This window comes from Actinoallomurus rhizosphaericola (assembly GCF_024055675.1).
GTDB classification, from domain to species: Bacteria; Actinomycetota; Actinomycetes; order Streptosporangiales; family Streptosporangiaceae; genus Actinoallomurus; species Actinoallomurus soli.
On the sequence record NZ_JAMXMW010000007.1, the window covers coordinates 184,589 to 200,501 of the forward strand.

Here is a 15,913-nt window from a genome sequence, read left to right on the forward strand (position 1 = left end):
CTTCTGTTGGGAAGGAGAGAGTCGATGGAACGACGGGCGTTCCTCACCCGCGGCCTCGCCGTCACCGGAGGCGTCGCGGCGGCCGGCGTCGGCGCGCGGCCCGCCGGCGCGGAGTCCCGTGATCAGACGCGCGTGCGCGTCCTGCCGGCGGTGGAGGCCGCCTCGGCGGGCGGGCACTACACGCCGAACCGCGCGCCGCTGCGTCCGGCGCCCTTCCTCAGGCTCCCGCCGGGAAGCGTGCGGCCGAAGGGGTGGCTGCGGCGGCAGCTCGACCTGCAGGTCGAAGGGCTGAACGGTCGCATGCCCGAGGTGTCGGACTACCTGGACTATGACACGAACGGGTGGGTCGATCCCGCGAAGGGCGGCTGGGAGGAACTGCCGTACTGGCTGCGCGGCTTCACCGACCTCGGCCTCGTGACCGGCGACGAGCGCGTGCGGGCCCTGACCCGCCGCTGGGTGGACGGCATCCTGGCCGCGCAGCAGCCCGACGGCTGGTTCGGCCCGGCCGCCCTGCGGACCTCCCTCGAGAGCGGCCCGGACTTCTGGCCGCACATGCCCGTCCTCGACGCCCTCCGCTCGTACGCCGAGGCGACCGGCGACGACCGCGTCACGCCGTTCCTGACGCGCTACTTCGACTTCCAGAGCCGGCAGCCCGCCGAGGTGTTCCGGCGCGGCTGGGGCGCGTACCGCTGGGGCGACACGATCGACAGCGTGTACTGGGTCTACAACCGGACCGGGGACGACCGGCTCCTCGACCTCGTCCACAAGATCCACGCCGGCTCCGCCGACTACGTCACCGGCCTGCCGACGTGGCACAACGTGAACCTCGCCCAGGGCTTCCGCGAGCCGCTGCAGTACGGCGTGCTGGCCGGCGACCCGGCGCTGCGCGCGGCGACGTACCGGAACCACGACGTGATCATGGGCACGTACGGGCAGTTCCCCGGCGGCGGGTTCGCCGGGGACGAGAACTGCCGCCCGTACTTCACCGACCCCCGGCAGGGCATGGAGACCTGCGGGTTCGTCGAGCTCATGCACAGCTTCGAGCTGCTGACCCGGATCACCGGGGACCCGGTCTGGGCCGACCGCTGCGAGAACATCGCGGTCAACTCGCTGCCCGCCGCCTTCGACCCCGCGCAGCGCGGCACCCACTACATCACCAGCGCGAACTCCATTCAGCTCGACAACGTCGCCAAGACCCACGGCCAGTTCGACAACGACTTCGCGATGCAGGCGTACAAGCCCGGGGTGCACGACTACCGCTGCTGCCCGCACAACTACGGCATGGGCTGGCCGTACTACGCCGGGGAGCTGTGGCTGGCGACGTACGACGCCGGGCTGTGCGCCTCGATGTACGCCGCGTCCGAGGTGACGGCGAAGGTGGGGACCGAGGGCACCGACGTCACCGTGACCGAGGAGACCGGGTACCCGTTCGAGGAGACCGTGACGCTGCGGATCTCGACGCCGCGGCCGGTCGAGTTCCCGCTCTACCTGCGGGTTCCCGGCTGGTGCGCGAGCCCCGCGCTGCGCGTGAACGGCGCGCCCGTCCCCCTGCGCGCGGCGCCGCCGTGCTACGTCGCCGTCACCCGTACCTGGCGGCACGGGGACCGCGTCGAGCTGCACCTGCCCATGCGCGCCACCACCCGCACCTGGGAGAAGAACCACGGCGCGGTCTCGGTGGAGTACGGCCCGCTCACCTTCTCCCTCGCCATCGAGGAGCAGTGGCGGCGGTTCGCCGGCACCACGGCGTGGCCGGAGTACGAGGTCACCGCCGGCTCACCGTGGAACTACGGCCTCGACGGCGGGTCGCTGCGCGTTCTGCGGCGATCGGCGCGCGGCAACCCCTTCACCCGGCGGGGAACGTCGCTGGAGATCCGCGCCCGCGCCCGGCGGATCCCCAACTGGCGGGCCGACGACGAGAACGTCGTCCGGCCGCTGCAGGACGGCCCGGTCCGGTCAGGCGAACCCGCCGAGACCGTCACGCTGATCCCGATGGGCGCCGCCCGGCTGCGCCTCACCGCGTTCCCGGCCATCGGCCACGGCCCGGACGCGCGGGAGTGGCGGCTCGTGCCGATCGCCACCGCCTCCCACACGTGGCAGGGGGACACGACCGAGGCACTCTGCGACGGGATCGAGCCGTCGGCCTCCGGCGACCAGTCGATCCCCCGGTTCACCTGGTGGGACCACCGCGGCGGCGTCGAGTGGGTCCAGTACGACTACCCCGAGCCCGTCACGGCCGCGGCCACCGCCGTCTACTGGTTCGACGACACGGGCCAGGGGCAGTGCCGCGTCCCGGTGTCGTGGCGGCTGCTGTACCGCGACGGCGACACGTGGCTGCCGGTCGAGAACCCGTCGGCGTACGGCACCGCGCGCGATACGTACAACCGCACGACGTTCACTCCGGTACGGGCTACGGCGTTCCGGCTGGAGGCCCGCCTCGGCGACGGGGTGTCGGGCGGCATCCTCGAATGGCGGATGGAGGAGGGCTGAGGAGCCGGTCAGCGGTCCGCCGGCGGTGCGCCGCCGGCGGAGGCCATGGCCGTGATGATGCGCTCCTCGGTGATCTCCAGGCCGGTCAGCTCGGCCGCGACCGCGCCGTCGCGCAGCACGACGACGCGGTCGCACCCGGAGACCAGCTCCTCCAGGTCGGAGGAGATCAGCAGGATGGCCAGGCCGGCGACGGCCAGTTCGTCCAGCAGGTCGCGCAGCTGGGCCTTGGCGCCCACGTCGATGCCGCGGGTCGGCTCGTCCAGCAGCAGGACCTTCGGCTGCATCGCCAGCCAGCGGGCCAGCAGGACCTTCTGCTGGTTGCCGCTGGACAGCTCGGCGACCTTCTGCAGCGGCGACGTCGCCTTGATGCGCAGGCGGCGCATGAAGGTCTCCACGACCCGGTCGATCCGCGCGCCCGAGACGAGCCCGAAGCGGGACAGGCGCGGCAGCGCGGCCAGGGCGATGTTGTCGCGGACCGACAGCGACGGGATGATCCCCTCGACCGCGCGGTTCTCCGGCAGGAGCCCCACCCCCGCGCGGATCGCGCCGGCGATCGAGCGCCGCCGCAGCGGCGCGCCGGCCACGGTGACCTGGCCGGCGTCCAGCGTCAGGGCCCCGGCGATCGCCTTCGCGGTCTCCGTACGGCCCGCTCCCAGCAGGCCGCCCAGCCCCAGCACCTCGCCCTCCCGGAGCTCCAGCGACACGTCGGCCAGCGCGTGCCGGCGCGTGAGCCCGGTGGCGCGGAGGTACGGCGGGTCGGCCGGCGCCTCGGCGGCCGCCTCGGGCAGGGCGGGCGACACGCGCGGGAGCCGCCGCCCGAGCATGATGGACACGAGCGCGCGCCGCTCCAGGCCCGCGAACGGCCCGCTGTGCACGACCCGGCCGCCGCGCAGCACGGTCAGCCGGTCGCCGAGGCGGTAGAGCTCGTCGAGCCGGTGACTGACGTACAGCACCGCCCGGCCCTGCTCGCGCTGCTCGGTCACGACGCGGAACAGCGCCTCGATCTGCGGCGGCTCCATCTCCGCGGTCGGCTCGTCGAGGACGAGCACCTCGGCGCCGGCCGTCACCGCTCGGGCCAGGGCCACGAGCGTGCGCGCCCCCGGGTCGAGCGTCGCCAGCGGCCGGCGCACGTCGACCCGCAGCCCGTACGCGGCGAGGATCTCGGCGGCCCGGTCGTGCATCCGCGCGAGGTCGATCAGGCCGAACCTGCCCCTGGGCTCGGCACCGGCGAAGAGGTTGCGCGCGATGCTCAGCGAGGGGATGAGCGCGCTGTCCTGGTGGACCGCCATGACGCCGGCACGGCGGGCGTCCAGCGGGCTGCCGAAGCGGACCACCTCGCCGTCGCGGCGGAGCCGTCCGGCGTCGGGCCGGTACACCCCGGAGAGGATCTTGACGAGCGTGGACTTGCCCACGCCGTTCTCGCCGGTGAGCGCGTGCACCTCCCCGCGCGCCAGCGTGAGTGAGACATGGTCGATAGCGACCGTGCCGGGGAACACCTTGAGGATCCCGGCCGCCTCCAGGGCCCTGTCGGTCACGACGCACCTCCCGGTAACGCGCCGGTGTACCGCAGGTAATACCACGCCGCGGCCGTCGATCACCAGAGAGCGGGGACGCATCGTCGCCCGGTTCACTCCTGATCCGGCAGGCCGCCGAGGAGTTGGCGCAGCAGCCGCTCGTCCTGGGCGGAGAGGTCCTCCACGAAACGGGCGAGCACCGCCCGCCGGTCCGCGTCGGACTCCAGCACCTGCCGCATCCGCCGCGCGGTCAGCCCGGGGGCGTCGGCGACCGGCGCGTACGCGTAGGCGCGGCCCTGTTTGCCGCGCGTCAGCAGGCCTTTGTCGAACATCCGGGACAGCACGGTCACCACCGTGCTGTAGGACAGGTCGCCGCCCAGGCCCTGGAGCACCTCGCCGGGGGTCAGCGCCGCAGAGGAGGACTGCAGCAGACCGAGGACCTCGGCCTCCAGCGCGCCGCCCGGCCTGCGCTCGCCCGGAGCGTGTCCGGCGTTCACGAGTTGGCTCCCCTCCGTTCATCATCTACAGTCCTGTAGAACTTCTACCAGTATGTAGAAGTCGGTGCGTCGTCGAGTCTGTCACGCCGGCCGGGCGTGGCGCACTCCGTCGACGCGCCGCCGGAAGCCGGCCGCGCCTTCCCTCGGACTTCTACAGATCCGTAGATCCAGAGCCTCCTCGGCCCGGCCCGAGCCCTCCTCAGTTCCTGGAGATCGACCTCGATGACAGTCCACCCCGTAACTCCCGCCTTCGACGGCTCCCACATCGACGGCTCGCTGTTCACCGCGATCACCGACCTCGCCCGCGACACCCGGTGGCTCAACTCGCCGCTGGAGATGTGGACCAACGCCGGCCTCGGGGTGTTCGCGGTGCTCATGCTGATCGGCTGGTGGAACGCCCGGCGCCGTGACACCCGCGCCATGACTCTCGCCCTCGCCGCGCCGGTCGCCGTGGCGGTGGCCTTCGCCATCGCGGAGGTCGCCAAGAAACTGATCACCGAGGTGCGGCCGTGCTACTCGCTGCCGCACGACTACTTCGTGTCCCCCTGCCCCGTCCGCACCGACTACGCCTTCCCCAGCGGCCACGCCACCGTCGCCGCCGCCGCGGTGGCCGCGCTGTGGCTGCTCGACCGGCGCCTGTCCGTCGTCGCCGCGGCCTTCGCGGTCGTCGAGTGCTTCACCCGCGTCTACCTCGGCGACCACTACCCCCACGACGTCGTCGGCGCCGTCGTCCTGGCCCTGCCGGTCGCCTACCTCCTCAGCCGGGTGCTGGGCCGCGTCGCCGTTCCCCTCGTCGCCCGCCTGCGCGCCGGAGCCCTGGCGCCGGTGCTGACCGCCACGCCCGCCGGCGCCCAAACCACCCGCTGAGAGACGCCCTGAGCCGGGCTATGAACGCGCGCGGGCGGCGATGAGGTCGGTGAACAGGGTCTCCCACCGCCGGGCGACGGTGGCGATGTCGTAGCGGGCGGCGGCCTGGTGAGCGGCCGCGCCCATCGCGTGGCGCCTGGCGGGGTCGTCGATGAGTTCTCCCAGGGCATCGGCCAGGGCGTCGGTGTCACCGGCCGGGACGAGGAGCCCGTCCCGGCCGTGGGTGATGATCTCCCTGGGGCCCTGGGGACAGTCGAAGCTGACGACCGGGACACCGCCGGCGAAGGCCTCGATGATGGTCATGCCGAAGCCCTCGAAGGAGGAGGACAGCGCCACGATGGAGGCCTCGGCGAAGGCGGCGTGGATGTCATCGGTCCGGCCCATGAACGCGACCTTGTCGCCCAGGTGGTGGAAGGCGGCGACGCCGCGGAGCCTGGCGAGTTCGGGGCCGGTCCCGTACAGGCGCAGGGTCCAGTCCGGGCGGGTCGCCGCGACCTTGGCGAAGGCGTCGATGAGCCGCTCGTAGTGCTTGACCTTGGCCATGCGGCCCGCCGCGGCGATCACCGGGGCGTCCAGGCCGGAGACCGGCTTGGCGCCCGCGGGCAGGGCGTTGGGGATGACCTCCAGCCGCGTGGGAGCGCCTTCGAGGAAGCCGGTGTAGGCACGCCGGTCGGCCTCGGTGAGGGTCACCAGGGCGTCCAGGCGCGGGTACCAGCGGCGCAGGTGCTCCTTCAGGCCCGCGCGGTGCGCGTCCAGGTGGAGGTGCTCCTGGCCGACCACGACGACGTCGCGCGGGGCGAAGCGGGCGGCCAGCAGGTTGAACGCCGGGCGGGTGGTGACCAGCACGTCGGTCTCGAGCCCGCGCAGCGCCCGCCACAACCGGTAGTCACCGCGCAGGGTGATCTCCGACCACATCCTCTCCCCGCGGGGCACCAGCCGGCTGTTGTGCCGGCCCAGCCGCGCGTCGAGGCGCCCGGGACGTACTCCCGTGCGCACGTCCATCAGCGTGCGGACGCCGACGCGCTCGTCGATCGGGAAGAACGGATCGGTCCGCCGCCGGTGCAAGGTGATGATCTCGACCTCGTGCCGTATCGCGAGCCGGTTGGCCAGGGTGATGGTGGCGCGAATAGTGCCGCCCATTCCGTAGGCGGATCCGAGAAGAAACGTGATCTTCATGTGCGGTGTCTCCAGGGGGGTGGACGTCATGGGGGCGGACCCTCACCTCGTCAGGCGCCGCGGGATGACGGTGTTCACACCGAGGCGGCGTTCGACCGCGCGACCAGCCCGAATTCTTACTATTGAGATAGTATTACCGCGATAGTACTACTTGATGCGTAGATTGCGGCCGGACGAAGGAGCACACCACGTGAACCACGCGAACGGCGATGGCGCCGTCCCCCGCCGCCCCCCGGGCATGCTGGAAGACGAGGTGCTGGCGGTGCTGTGGGCGCTCGGGCGGCCGGTGACGCCTGCCGAGGTGCAGCTCGAACTCGGCGACCGGCTGGCCTACACCACCGTGATGTCGACGCTGAGCCGCCTGCACCGCAAGAACCTGGTCACCCGCGCGCCGACCGCACGAGGCGGGTACGCCTACGCCCCGACGATGGACGAGGCCGAGCACACCGCCCGCGCGATGACCGAGCTGCTGGACCGCCGTCGCGACCGCGCCGGGACGCTGGCCCGCTTCGTCTCATCGCTCCCGCCGGAGGACGAGGCGCTCCTGCAACGGCTGCTCCACGCGGAAGGCGGCGACTGACATGCATCTCATCGTCTACGCGCCGTTCGCCGCCTCGGCGCTGCTGGCCGTCTCGGGACCGCGGCTCGCCGCCCGGATGCCGCCGGCGACCGGAACCCGCCTGCTGCTGACCGCCGGCCTCGCGTGCGCCCTGACGTCGTCGCTGTCACTCGTGCTCCTGGCCGCCACGCTCATCGGACGGCTTCCCCTGGTCGCCGCCGTCGGCGCGTGGTCCGGCGACCGTCTGCGCCACGCCGACCCGGTCTCGCCCGTCACCGCGAAACTCGCGATGCTCGCCCTGCTGCTCCTGGCCTTCGCGGTCGCCGGGACCACGGCGCGGCGCGTCCGCGCCCTCCGCCGCGCCCGGCGCGCCTGCGCCCGGCTGGGCCCGCGAAGCGGCCGCCTCGTCGTCCTCGATCAGCCCGTGATCGAGGCGTTCGCCGTCCCCGCCGGCCGCGGACGGCAGGGCCGCATCGTGGTGTCGACCGGCATGCTGCGCACCCTGAACGCGGAAGAGCGCCAGGTCCTGCTCGCCCACGAGACCGCCCACCTGGACCACCGGCACCACCGCCACCGGGTCCTGGCCGCCCTCATCACGGCCGCCGACCCCCTGCTGGCCCCTCTTCCGGCGGCGATCCACCATCTCACCGAGCGCTGGGCCGACGAGGACGCCGCCGCGACCGTCACCGACCGGCCGCTGGCCGCCCGTGCCCTGGCCCGCGCCGCCCTCGCCGCCCGCCACGACGACCGGCCATCACCGCGGAGCGCCGTGCTGTGCTTCGGCCGCAGCGACGTGCCGGGCCGCGTCCGCGCCCTGCTCGCCGGGACCCCGGCCCGCCGCCCGGTCATCGTCGCCGTGCTGGCCGCCACTCTCACCGCGTGCCTCGTCAGCGCGGCCGAAGCCGGGAACGACACCGCCCACCTGTTCGGCCGGGCCCGCCACGGCTACCACGCCAGACCGCTGGGCATCACCGCCGCCACCACGCACGAGGCACGCCACCTCATCACCGTCCTCGACCACCGCACCGACATGTCGCGGTGATCACGCGACGGCTCATGTCGCATCGGTCACGTCGCCGATGGCCTGGTCGAGGATGGCCAGGCCGAGCGAGATCTCCGCTTCGGTGGCGGTCAGCGGCGGTGCGATCCGGAACACGCCGCCCATGCCCGGCAACTGCACGATGTTCATGTGCAGGCCGAGCTCCAGGCAGCGCGTGGTGACCAGCGCGCCGAGCTCGTCGGATCCGCGTCCGGTCGCGCCGTCCGCGACCAGTTCCAGCCCGGCCAGCAGGCCGCGGCCGCGGACGTCTCCGACGACCGGGTGCCGCGCCGCGATCTGCTCCAGGCCGTCCCGCAGGAGGGCGCCGAGTTCGGCGGCGCGTTCGTCCAGCCGGTCACGGATCAGCACGTCGAGGACGGTGTTGCCGACCGCCGCCATGAGCGGGTCGGCGACGTGGGTGGTGAAGAACAGGAAGCCGCGGTCATGGGCCTCCTGCTCGATCTCGGCGCTGGTCAGCACGGCGGCGAGGGGGAATCCGGCGCCGAGGGTCTTCGACAGCGTCAGGATGTCCGGGACGACGCCGTCACGCTGGAAGGCGTACCAGGCGCCGGTGCGGCAGAGCCCGGTCTGCGCCTCGTCGAGGATCAGCAGCATGCCGCGCTCCCGGCACTTCTCGTGCAGCGCGGCGAAGTAGCCCTCGGGCGGCTCGATGATCCCGCCGGAGCTGAGGATGGGCTCGACGATGCAGGCGGCGAGGCTGCCGACGGACTGCGCGTCGATCAGCTCGAAGCCGAAGTCCAGCTGCCGCCGCCAGTCGAGCTCGCCGTCGGAGGTGGTGAAGTCGGGCCGGTACGCGTTGGGCACGGGGATGGCGAAGTTGCCCGGAGCCGCCGGGCCGTACCCTTTGCGGCCGGCGCTGTAGGTGGCGGACGCCGCGGCCTGCGTCATGCCGTGCCACGAGCGGGCGAAGGAGACGATCTCGTGCTTGCCGGTGACGAGCTTGGCCATCCGGATCGCGGCCTCGTTCGACTCGCCGCCGGTGGTCAGCAGCAGGGCCTTCTCCAGCGGCGCCGGCAGGGTCTCGGCCAGGCGCCGGGCGAGGTCGACGACGGGGCGGCTCAGCATGCCGCTGAAGAGGTGGTCGAGCCGGGCCGCCTGCTCCCGCACCGTGGCCACGATCTCCGGGTGCGAGTGGCCGATGATCGCGCTCATCTGGCCCGAGGTGAAGTCGAGGATCTTCCGGCCGTCCTCGGTGTACAGGAAGCTTCCGGCGGCGCTCTCGATGATCTCGCGGGTGAACCGGCCCGCCCCGGCGTAGCGCACGAGGTGCCGGTCGGCGTCGGCCCAGAAGGCGGATGAAGACGCGGAGGTCGCAGCGGTCATGTCTCGAGCAGCGGTCATGTCTCGACGCTAGGGGCCCGCCGAGCGACACGTCCATCTCACGATCCCGGCTTTCCTGTTCGGCTCAGCCGTACAAGAATGTCCCGGTGATCTTCAATCCGTGGCGGCTGCGGCTCCTGATCCAGCTCGACACGCTGGGGACCGTGCGCGCCGTCGCCCAGGCCGCGAACCTGAGCGCGTCGAGCGTGTCCCAGCAGCTGTCCGTGCTCGAGGCCGAGACGCGCACGCAGTTGCTGGAGCGCACGGGGCGGCGGGTGCGGCTCACCCCGGCCGGGCTGATCCTGGCGCGGCGGGCCCGGGAGATCCTCGACCACATGACCGCGGTCGGGGCGGAGCTGCGCAGTCTCGGCGAGGAGCCCGCCGGGCTCGTCCGCCTCGGGGCGTTCCAGAGCGCGCTGCACAGCATGGCCGTCCCGGCGATCGTCCGGCTCGCCGAGGCGTACCCGCACCTCGACGTCGAACTGCTGGAGCTGGAACCGCACGAGAGCATGCCCGCCCTGCGCGTGGGCGACGTCGACGTGATCATCACGACGACGGACTTCGTCGAGCAGCCGCTCGGCCCCGACCTCGACCTCGTGCCGCTGGCCACCGACCCGATCGTGCTCGTGCTGCCGCCCGGCCATCGGGCGGCGGGGCGCGACCCGGTCGACCTCGCCGCCTTCGCGGACGAGCCGTGGGCGCTCGACAGGCCGCAGTCCTACATGGCGAACCTGGCGATCCGCCTGTGCCGGGAGGCCGGGTTCGAGCCGCGGGTGGTGTGCCGCTTCAGCAATTACCTGATGACCACGCAGCACGTCGAGGCCGGCCTGTCGATCGCACTGCTGCCCGGCCTGGCCGTCGACCCCCGCTACCGCGTCACCGTCCGCCGGCTCGCCACCCCGGTCACCCGGACCATCACCGCGGCGATCCGCCGCGGAGCACCGCCGCGGGCGGCGGTCAACGTCGTCCTCGACGCGCTGCGCCACCATCCGGGGCATCCGGAGCTGTCGTCGCCGGGCCTTCCGGGGAGTGCGTGAAGCCCGGCACCTAGAGGCGGGCGACGTGGATCCGCACGCCCCGCGCGCTCAGGTCGTGCAGCTCCTCCGGCGAGGCGTCCTCACCGGTGACGAGGTGGTCGATGCGCTCGGGCGGAACGGTCTGCACCATGGTGTCCACCCCGACCTTGGTGTGGTCGGCGAGCACGACGACCTCCTCGGCCGCCTGGGCCAGCGCCCGGTCGGTGCCGGCGACCTGCATGTTCGGCGTCGACAGGCCGCGCTCGGCGGTCAGGCCGTTGCCGGAGATGAACACCCGGCGCATCCGCAGCCCGGCCAGCGACCGCTCCGCCGCGGTGCCGATCAGGGCCTGCACCGGGCCGCGCAGCGTGCCGCCGGTCACCACGACCTCGATGCGCGGCGAGGCGGCCAGGGTCTGCGCGACGAGGAGCGAGTTGGTCACCACCGTGAGCTCGGTGTGGCCGGTCAGCCGCTGCGCCAGCGCGTGCGTCGTGGTGCCGGGGCCGATGGCGATGGCGTCGCCGTCCTCGACGAGCGCCGCCGCGAGGTCGGCGATCGCGGCCTTCTCGTCCCCGGCGACCTGGGCCTTCTGCAGGTACGTCGCCTCGCGGGAGAGCTCGCCGGGCAGGGACGCCCCGCCGTGGTGGCGGTCCAGCAGGCCGTCGGCCTCGAGCGCGCGCACGTCACGGCGCACCGTGACCTCCGACGACTGGACGGCCTCGGCCAGCTGACGCAGCGACAGCGTGCCGTTCGCGCGAAGCAGCTCGAGAATGCGTTTACGGCGTTCGGCGGCGAATACCGGCTTGCGACCGTCCGGCGGCCCCTGGACGTCGCTCACGGTCCCCCCTGTAAGGCGAAAGCTCCCACTCTCTGAGATCGTAGCCATCTGCCGCGCCTACGGCCCACATGATCATCGAGTTCACGGTGTGACACGGCGGCGGCCCGCCGTCAGCCGCTCCCTCAACCGTACGGCGTCGGCGGCCATGGCCGTCACCAGGACCCCCGGCCCGGCGAGCGGCAGGACGGCCAGGCCCTCCTCCGCGTACGGCTCGGCGTCGGCACCCGTGATCAGCAGGGTTCCGGCGGCCCGCGCGTCGCCGAGCACCGCGCCGCTCGTCGCGTCCTCGCCGATCCGCAGCTCGTGGCGGAGCAGCGGCGTCGCGCCGGCCGTGACGTCCAGCCGGCCGCTGTAGCGGCCCGGCGGCTCACCGTGGCGGCCGAGGACGATCTCCTCCCGCCAGACCAGCTCCGCGCCCTCGTCCAGGGTCACCTCCGCCGTGGCGTGGTGGTCGCAGCCCGCCGCGGCGATCAGGGGTTCGGGCGTGACGACGAGCCGTCCCCCGGCCGCGACGTGCGCCCGTACGGCGAGGCGCGAGGCTCCGGCGCCCGCGCGGCCCGGCAGGACGAGGGTGGCCGCGGCCGAGCGGATGTCCAGCCGCGCGCCCGGACCGACCTCGACGCTCAGTTCCAGGTCGTCGCCGCCGAGCGGGCCCGCGCCCGCGCCCACCACGTAGACCGCCCCGCCCGACTCGCGCAGCGCCAGCGGGCCGTCCGACCGCAGCCGCGTGATCCGGGTCCGCCCGCCGGGGCCGCGCTCGGCACGCACGGCCGCACGCGCCCGGAGGCCGGCGTACGGGGCCGGAGGGCCGGGGATCACGCGGCGGCGTGTTCGGCGAGGGCGGCGCGCACCCAGCCGACGACCTCCGGGGCGTCCGGGCGCTCCCGCAGCGAAGTGAAGGCGACCGGCAGCCCCGCCCGTACGCGCTCGGCGTCGCGGGCCATGACGGTCAGGTCCGCGCCGACCAGCGGTGCGAGGTCCGTCTTGTTGACCACCAGCAGGTCGGCGGTGGTGACGCCCGGACCGCCCTTGCGAGGAACCTTGTCGCCGCCGGACACGTCGAGGACGAAGATCTGCCGGTCGGCCAGCCCCCGGCTGAACGTCGCGGTGAGGTTGTCACCGCCGCTCTCCACGATCACGAGGTCGAGCGGGCCATGCCGGTCCTCCAAGGTCTCGACGGCGTCCAGGTTCGCGGAGATGTCGTCGCGGATCGCCGTGTGCGGGCAGCAGCCGGTGCGGACCGCCGCGATCCGGTCGTCGTCCAGGACGGCGTTCCGGCGCAGGAAGTCAGCGTCCTCGGTCGTGTAGATGTCGTTCGTGACCACGGCCAGCGCCGCCTCCTCGCGCAGCAGGCGGCACAGCGCGGCGACCAGGGCCGTCTTGCCGCTGCCGACCGGGCCGCCGATGCCGAGCCGCAGCGCCCGGCGCGGTCGTGACTCGTACGGCTCGCGGCCGTCGTGAGGTCCCAATCCCATCCTCCGATCTCAGGATTCGAACAGGCGTGTTCCGGCCCGGTCGTGGAGCTCGGCGAACACGTCCAGCGCGGGCGCGGACGCCGCCGGCAGCCCACCGGCGCGTACCGACGCGGCCGCCTCCGCCGCGACGGCGTCGACGCGCGCGGCGAGGCCCGCCAGCACGCGGTAGGCGCCGAGGGGGTCGAGCCCGAGCAGGCGGACCGCCGCCGACGCCGGCCCGGTCACCGCGCCGTACGCCGCGATCTGCGCCGCCCGTACCGGCACGCCGCCCGCGGCGGCGACCGCCGCGCCGAGGACGATCGGATGGTGCGGCCCACCGGCCGCCCCGGCCGGGAGGTCGAGGACGGAGCCGGGCCACAGGCCGCGGGCGACGCGCAGCAGCGCCCGTCCCTGCGCGCGTGAGGCCCGCCGCTGCGCGGGCGACGGCGTACGCGCGTCCGCCTCGGCGTCGAGCCGCTCCCAGCCGTCCGGCGTGCGGGCCGGCGGGCCGGCACGGCCCGGCGGCGCGTTCCCGGCGGGCTCCCGCGCGAGGGCGCAGGCGGCCGCCGCCAGGCCCGCCGTGACGAGTCCGGCGGTGGCGAGCCGGCCGCGCAGGAAGGCGGTGAGCGTGGCCAGATCGTGGACGACGCCGGTCGCGGCGGCGGTCTCCAGGCCGCCGGAGTGCGCGTGCCCTCCGGCGGGCAGCCGCGCGTCGGCGAGCAGCAGGAGCACGGCGTCGGTGGGGGCGTTCCCGGGGGCGTCCATCAGAACAGGAAGTACCGGCGGGCCATGGGCAGCTCGGACATCGGAGCGGGTTCGATCTCCTCCCCGTCGACACTGACCGTGAACGTGTCCGGGTCGACCCTGATGTCCGGGAGGGCGTCGTTCAGCGGCATGTCCGCCTTGCCCAGCCGCCGGGTGTCCTTCACCGGGACGAGCGGCCGCCGCACGTCCAGACGCCCGGCCAGGCCGTCCTCGATCGCGGCGGACGCGACGAAGTGCACCGACGTCGACGGGGCGGCGGTCGCACCCCACATCGCGCGGGGGAACACCGGCTGCGGCGTCGGGATCGAGGCGTTCGCGTCCCCCATCGCGGCCCAGGCGATCATGCCGCCCTTCAGCACGACGTGCGGCCGCACACCGAAGAACGCCGGGTCCCACAGCACCAGGTCCGCGAGCTTGCCCACCTCCACCGAGCCGACCTCGGCGTCGAGACCGTGCGCGATCGCCGGGCAGATCGTGTACTTGGCGACGTACCGGCGGGCGCGCAGGTTGTCGTCCAGGCCGCCCCGGCGGGCCTTCATCACGTGCGCGGTCTGCCACGTGCGGATCACGGTCTCCCCGATCCGGCCCATCGCCTGGGAGTCCGAGCCGATCATCGAGATCGCGCCGAGGTCGTGCAGGACGTCCTCGGCCGCCATCGTCGTCGGGCGGATCCGCGACTCGGCGAACGCCAGGTCCTCCGGCACCGCCGGGTTCAGGTGGTGGCAGACCATGAGCATGTCGAGGTGCTCGTCGAGCGTGTTGACGGTGTGCGGCCGGGTCGGGTTCGTCGAGGACGGCAGGACGTTCGGATGCGCGGCGACCCTGATGATGTCCGGCGCGTGCCCGCCGCCCGCGCCCTCGGTGTGGTACGCGTGGACGGACCGGCCGTCGATGGCGTTCAGCGTCGACTCCACGTACCCGGCCTCGTTGAGGGTGTCGGAGTGCAGCGCCACCTGCACCCCCGAGGCGTCCGCGACCCGCAGGCACGCGTCGATCGCGGCCGGCGTCGACCCCCAGTCCTCGTGCAGCTTGAACCCCGACGCGCCGCCGCGCAGCGCCTCCCACATGCCCTCCTCGGACACCGTGTTGCCCTTGGCGAGCAGCGCGACGTTGACCGGCCAGGCGTCCATCGCCTCCAGCATCCGGGCGAGGTACCAGGCGCCGGGGGTGACCGTCGTCGCCCTGGTCCCCTCGGCCGGGCCGGTACCGCCCCCGACGAGCGTGGTGACACCGGCGCCGAGGGCCTCCTCGACCAGCTGCGGGCAGACCAGGTGGACGTGCGAGTCGACGGCCCCGGCCGTGAGGATCCGGCCGTTTCCCGCGAGGATCTCCGTGGACGGTCCGATCACCAGGTCGGGATGGACCCCGTCCATCGTGTCCGGGTTGCCGGCCTTGCCGAGCGCGGCGATCCGGCCGTCGCGCACGCCGACGTCGGCCTTGACGACGCCCCAGTGGTCCAGCACCACGGCACCGGTGATCACCAGGTCGGGCGCCCCCTCGGCGCGCGTCGCCGTCCCCTGGCCCATCGACTCGCGGATCACCTTGCCGCCGCCGAACACCACCTCGTCCCCGGCCCCGGCGCCCCGGCTCAGGTCCTCGGTGACCTCGATGAACAGGTCGGTGTCGGCCAGGCGCACGCGGTCGCCGGCGGTCGGGCCGTACAGCCGTGCGTAGCGGTGGCGGGAGATCTCAGCCACGGCGCAGGCCCGGTACGGCCGCGCGCCCCGCGAGCGGCACCAGCGACACCTCGCGTGCCACGCCTGGTTCGAAGCGCACGGCGGTGCCGGCGGGGATGTCGAGCCGGTGGCCGCGCGCGGCCTCCCGGTCGAAGTCGAGCGCGTCGTTGGCCTGCGCGAAGTGATAGTGCGAGCCGACCTGCACCGGGCGGTCCCCGGTGTTCACCACCGTGATCGTCCGCCGCGGACGCCCGGGGTTCAGGCGCACGGTGCCGTCGCCGACCACGACCTCGCCCGGGACGACGCTCGCCGCGTTCTCCTCCGGGGACGTCACGGGATCGGCCGGTGCACGGTGACGAGTTTGGTGCCGTCGGGGAAGGTCGCCTCGACCTGCACCGACTCCAGCATCTCCGGCACGCCCTCCATGACGTCCTCGCGGGAGAGCACCGTGCGCCCCGCCTCCATGAGCTCGGCGACGGTCCGCCCGTCGCGGGCGCCCTCCAGCACGTACGAGGCGACGACCGCGGTGGCCTCGGGATGGTTGAGCCGCAACCCGCGGGCCCGCCGGTCCCGGGCGAGCCCGGCCGCGACGTGGACGAGCAGCCGCTCCCGCTCATGCGGAGTGATCAGCACACCCGGACGCTAACCCCGCCCAGGTCCGGCGACACCGGTCCGCCCGCCGAG

Annotated in this window: 16 protein-coding genes; 5 read left to right on the top strand and 11 right to left on the bottom strand. The window is 73.8% G+C overall.

Annotation, left to right across the window (positions count from 1 at the left end):
• Positions 1-24: 24 nt before the first annotated feature.
• Positions 25-2,487 carry a beta-L-arabinofuranosidase domain-containing protein gene (locus NE234_RS18150; RefSeq protein ID WP_252781495.1) on the top strand — a complete coding sequence of 821 codons (2,463 nt, stop codon included), beginning with the start codon at positions 25-27 and terminating at the stop codon, positions 2,485-2,487.
• A gap of 8 nt (positions 2,488-2,495) precedes the next feature.
• Here NE234_RS18150 and NE234_RS18155 read toward each other — a convergent pair whose 3' ends face one another.
• Entirely contained in the window at positions 2,496-4,022 is a 1,527-nt protein-coding gene (locus NE234_RS18155) for a sugar ABC transporter ATP-binding protein (protein ID WP_252781496.1), read from the bottom strand.
• A gap of 92 nt (positions 4,023-4,114) precedes the next feature.
• Positions 4,115-4,498, bottom strand: coding sequence for a BlaI/MecI/CopY family transcriptional regulator (locus tag NE234_RS18160; protein WP_252781497.1), 384 nt, complete (start codon positions 4,496-4,498; stop codon positions 4,115-4,117).
• Between the two features lie 222 nt (positions 4,499-4,720).
• On the opposite strand from NE234_RS18160, the gene NE234_RS18165 reads away from it, so the two are divergent.
• Complete coding sequence (locus tag NE234_RS18165) at positions 4,721-5,365, top strand: phosphatase PAP2 family protein (RefSeq protein ID WP_252781499.1); 645 nt, start codon at positions 4,721-4,723, stop codon at positions 5,363-5,365.
• Between the two features lie 18 nt (positions 5,366-5,383).
• Here NE234_RS18165 and NE234_RS18170 read toward each other — a convergent pair whose 3' ends face one another.
• Entirely contained in the window at positions 5,384-6,571 is a 1,188-nt protein-coding gene (locus NE234_RS18170) for a glycosyltransferase family 4 protein (protein WP_252781501.1), read from the bottom strand.
• Positions 6,572-6,731: 160 nt separating this feature from the next.
• Here NE234_RS18170 and NE234_RS18175 point away from each other — a divergent pair, with 160 nt between their 5' ends.
• A complete protein-coding gene (locus tag NE234_RS18175; protein ID WP_252781503.1) occupies positions 6,732-7,121 on the top strand; it encodes a BlaI/MecI/CopY family transcriptional regulator in 390 nt (129 codons plus the stop codon).
• 1 nt (position 7,122) lies between these two features.
• Complete coding sequence (locus NE234_RS18180; protein ID WP_252781504.1) at positions 7,123-8,142, top strand: M48 family metalloprotease; 1,020 nt, start codon at positions 7,123-7,125, stop codon at positions 8,140-8,142.
• A 12-nt stretch (positions 8,143-8,154) separates the two neighbouring features.
• Here the strand turns inward: NE234_RS18180 and NE234_RS18185 are convergent, their stop codons facing one another.
• A complete protein-coding gene (locus NE234_RS18185; RefSeq protein WP_252781505.1) occupies positions 8,155-9,501 on the bottom strand; it encodes an aspartate aminotransferase family protein in 1,347 nt (448 codons plus the stop codon).
• Between the two features lie 86 nt (positions 9,502-9,587).
• On the opposite strand from NE234_RS18185, the gene NE234_RS18190 reads away from it, so the two are divergent.
• Positions 9,588-10,517: a LysR family transcriptional regulator gene (locus NE234_RS18190; protein WP_252781506.1), complete on the top strand. Its 930-nt coding sequence runs from the start codon at positions 9,588-9,590 to the stop codon at positions 10,515-10,517.
• A gap of 10 nt (positions 10,518-10,527) precedes the next feature.
• Here the strand turns inward: NE234_RS18190 and NE234_RS18195 are convergent, their stop codons facing one another.
• From NE234_RS18195 to NE234_RS18225, 7 genes are all read right to left on the bottom strand, one after another.
• Positions 10,528-11,334: a DeoR/GlpR family DNA-binding transcription regulator gene (locus NE234_RS18195; protein ID WP_252781508.1), complete on the bottom strand. Its 807-nt coding sequence runs from the start codon at positions 11,332-11,334 to the stop codon at positions 10,528-10,530.
• 81 nt (positions 11,335-11,415) lie between these two features.
• On the bottom strand, positions 11,416-12,102 hold the full coding sequence (locus NE234_RS18200; RefSeq protein ID WP_252781509.1) for an urease accessory protein UreD: 687 nt from the start codon (positions 12,100-12,102) through the stop codon (positions 11,416-11,418).
• 47 nt (positions 12,103-12,149) lie between these two features.
• The gene (gene ureG / locus NE234_RS18205) at positions 12,150-12,809 is read right to left on the bottom strand and encodes an urease accessory protein UreG (protein ID WP_252781511.1); all 660 of its coding nucleotides are present in this window, start codon (positions 12,807-12,809) and stop codon (positions 12,150-12,152) included.
• A gap of 9 nt (positions 12,810-12,818) precedes the next feature.
• Entirely contained in the window at positions 12,819-13,553 is a 735-nt protein-coding gene (locus tag NE234_RS18210; protein WP_252781512.1) for an urease accessory protein UreF, read from the bottom strand.
• Positions 13,553-15,250 (bottom strand): urease subunit alpha, encoded by a 1,698-nt coding sequence (locus NE234_RS18215; RefSeq protein ID WP_252781513.1) that lies wholly within the window; start codon positions 15,248-15,250, stop codon positions 13,553-13,555. The genes NE234_RS18210 and NE234_RS18215 overlap by 1 nt, the downstream gene beginning before the upstream one ends.
• Positions 15,243-15,563 (bottom strand): urease subunit beta, encoded by a 321-nt coding sequence (locus tag NE234_RS18220; protein ID WP_252781515.1) that lies wholly within the window; start codon positions 15,561-15,563, stop codon positions 15,243-15,245. Before NE234_RS18220 ends, NE234_RS18215 begins: the two co-directional genes overlap by 8 nt.
• Positions 15,560-15,862 (bottom strand): urease subunit gamma, encoded by a 303-nt coding sequence (locus NE234_RS18225; RefSeq protein WP_252781517.1) that lies wholly within the window; start codon positions 15,860-15,862, stop codon positions 15,560-15,562. The genes NE234_RS18220 and NE234_RS18225 overlap by 4 nt, the downstream gene beginning before the upstream one ends.
• Positions 15,863-15,913: the final 51 nt, after the last annotated feature.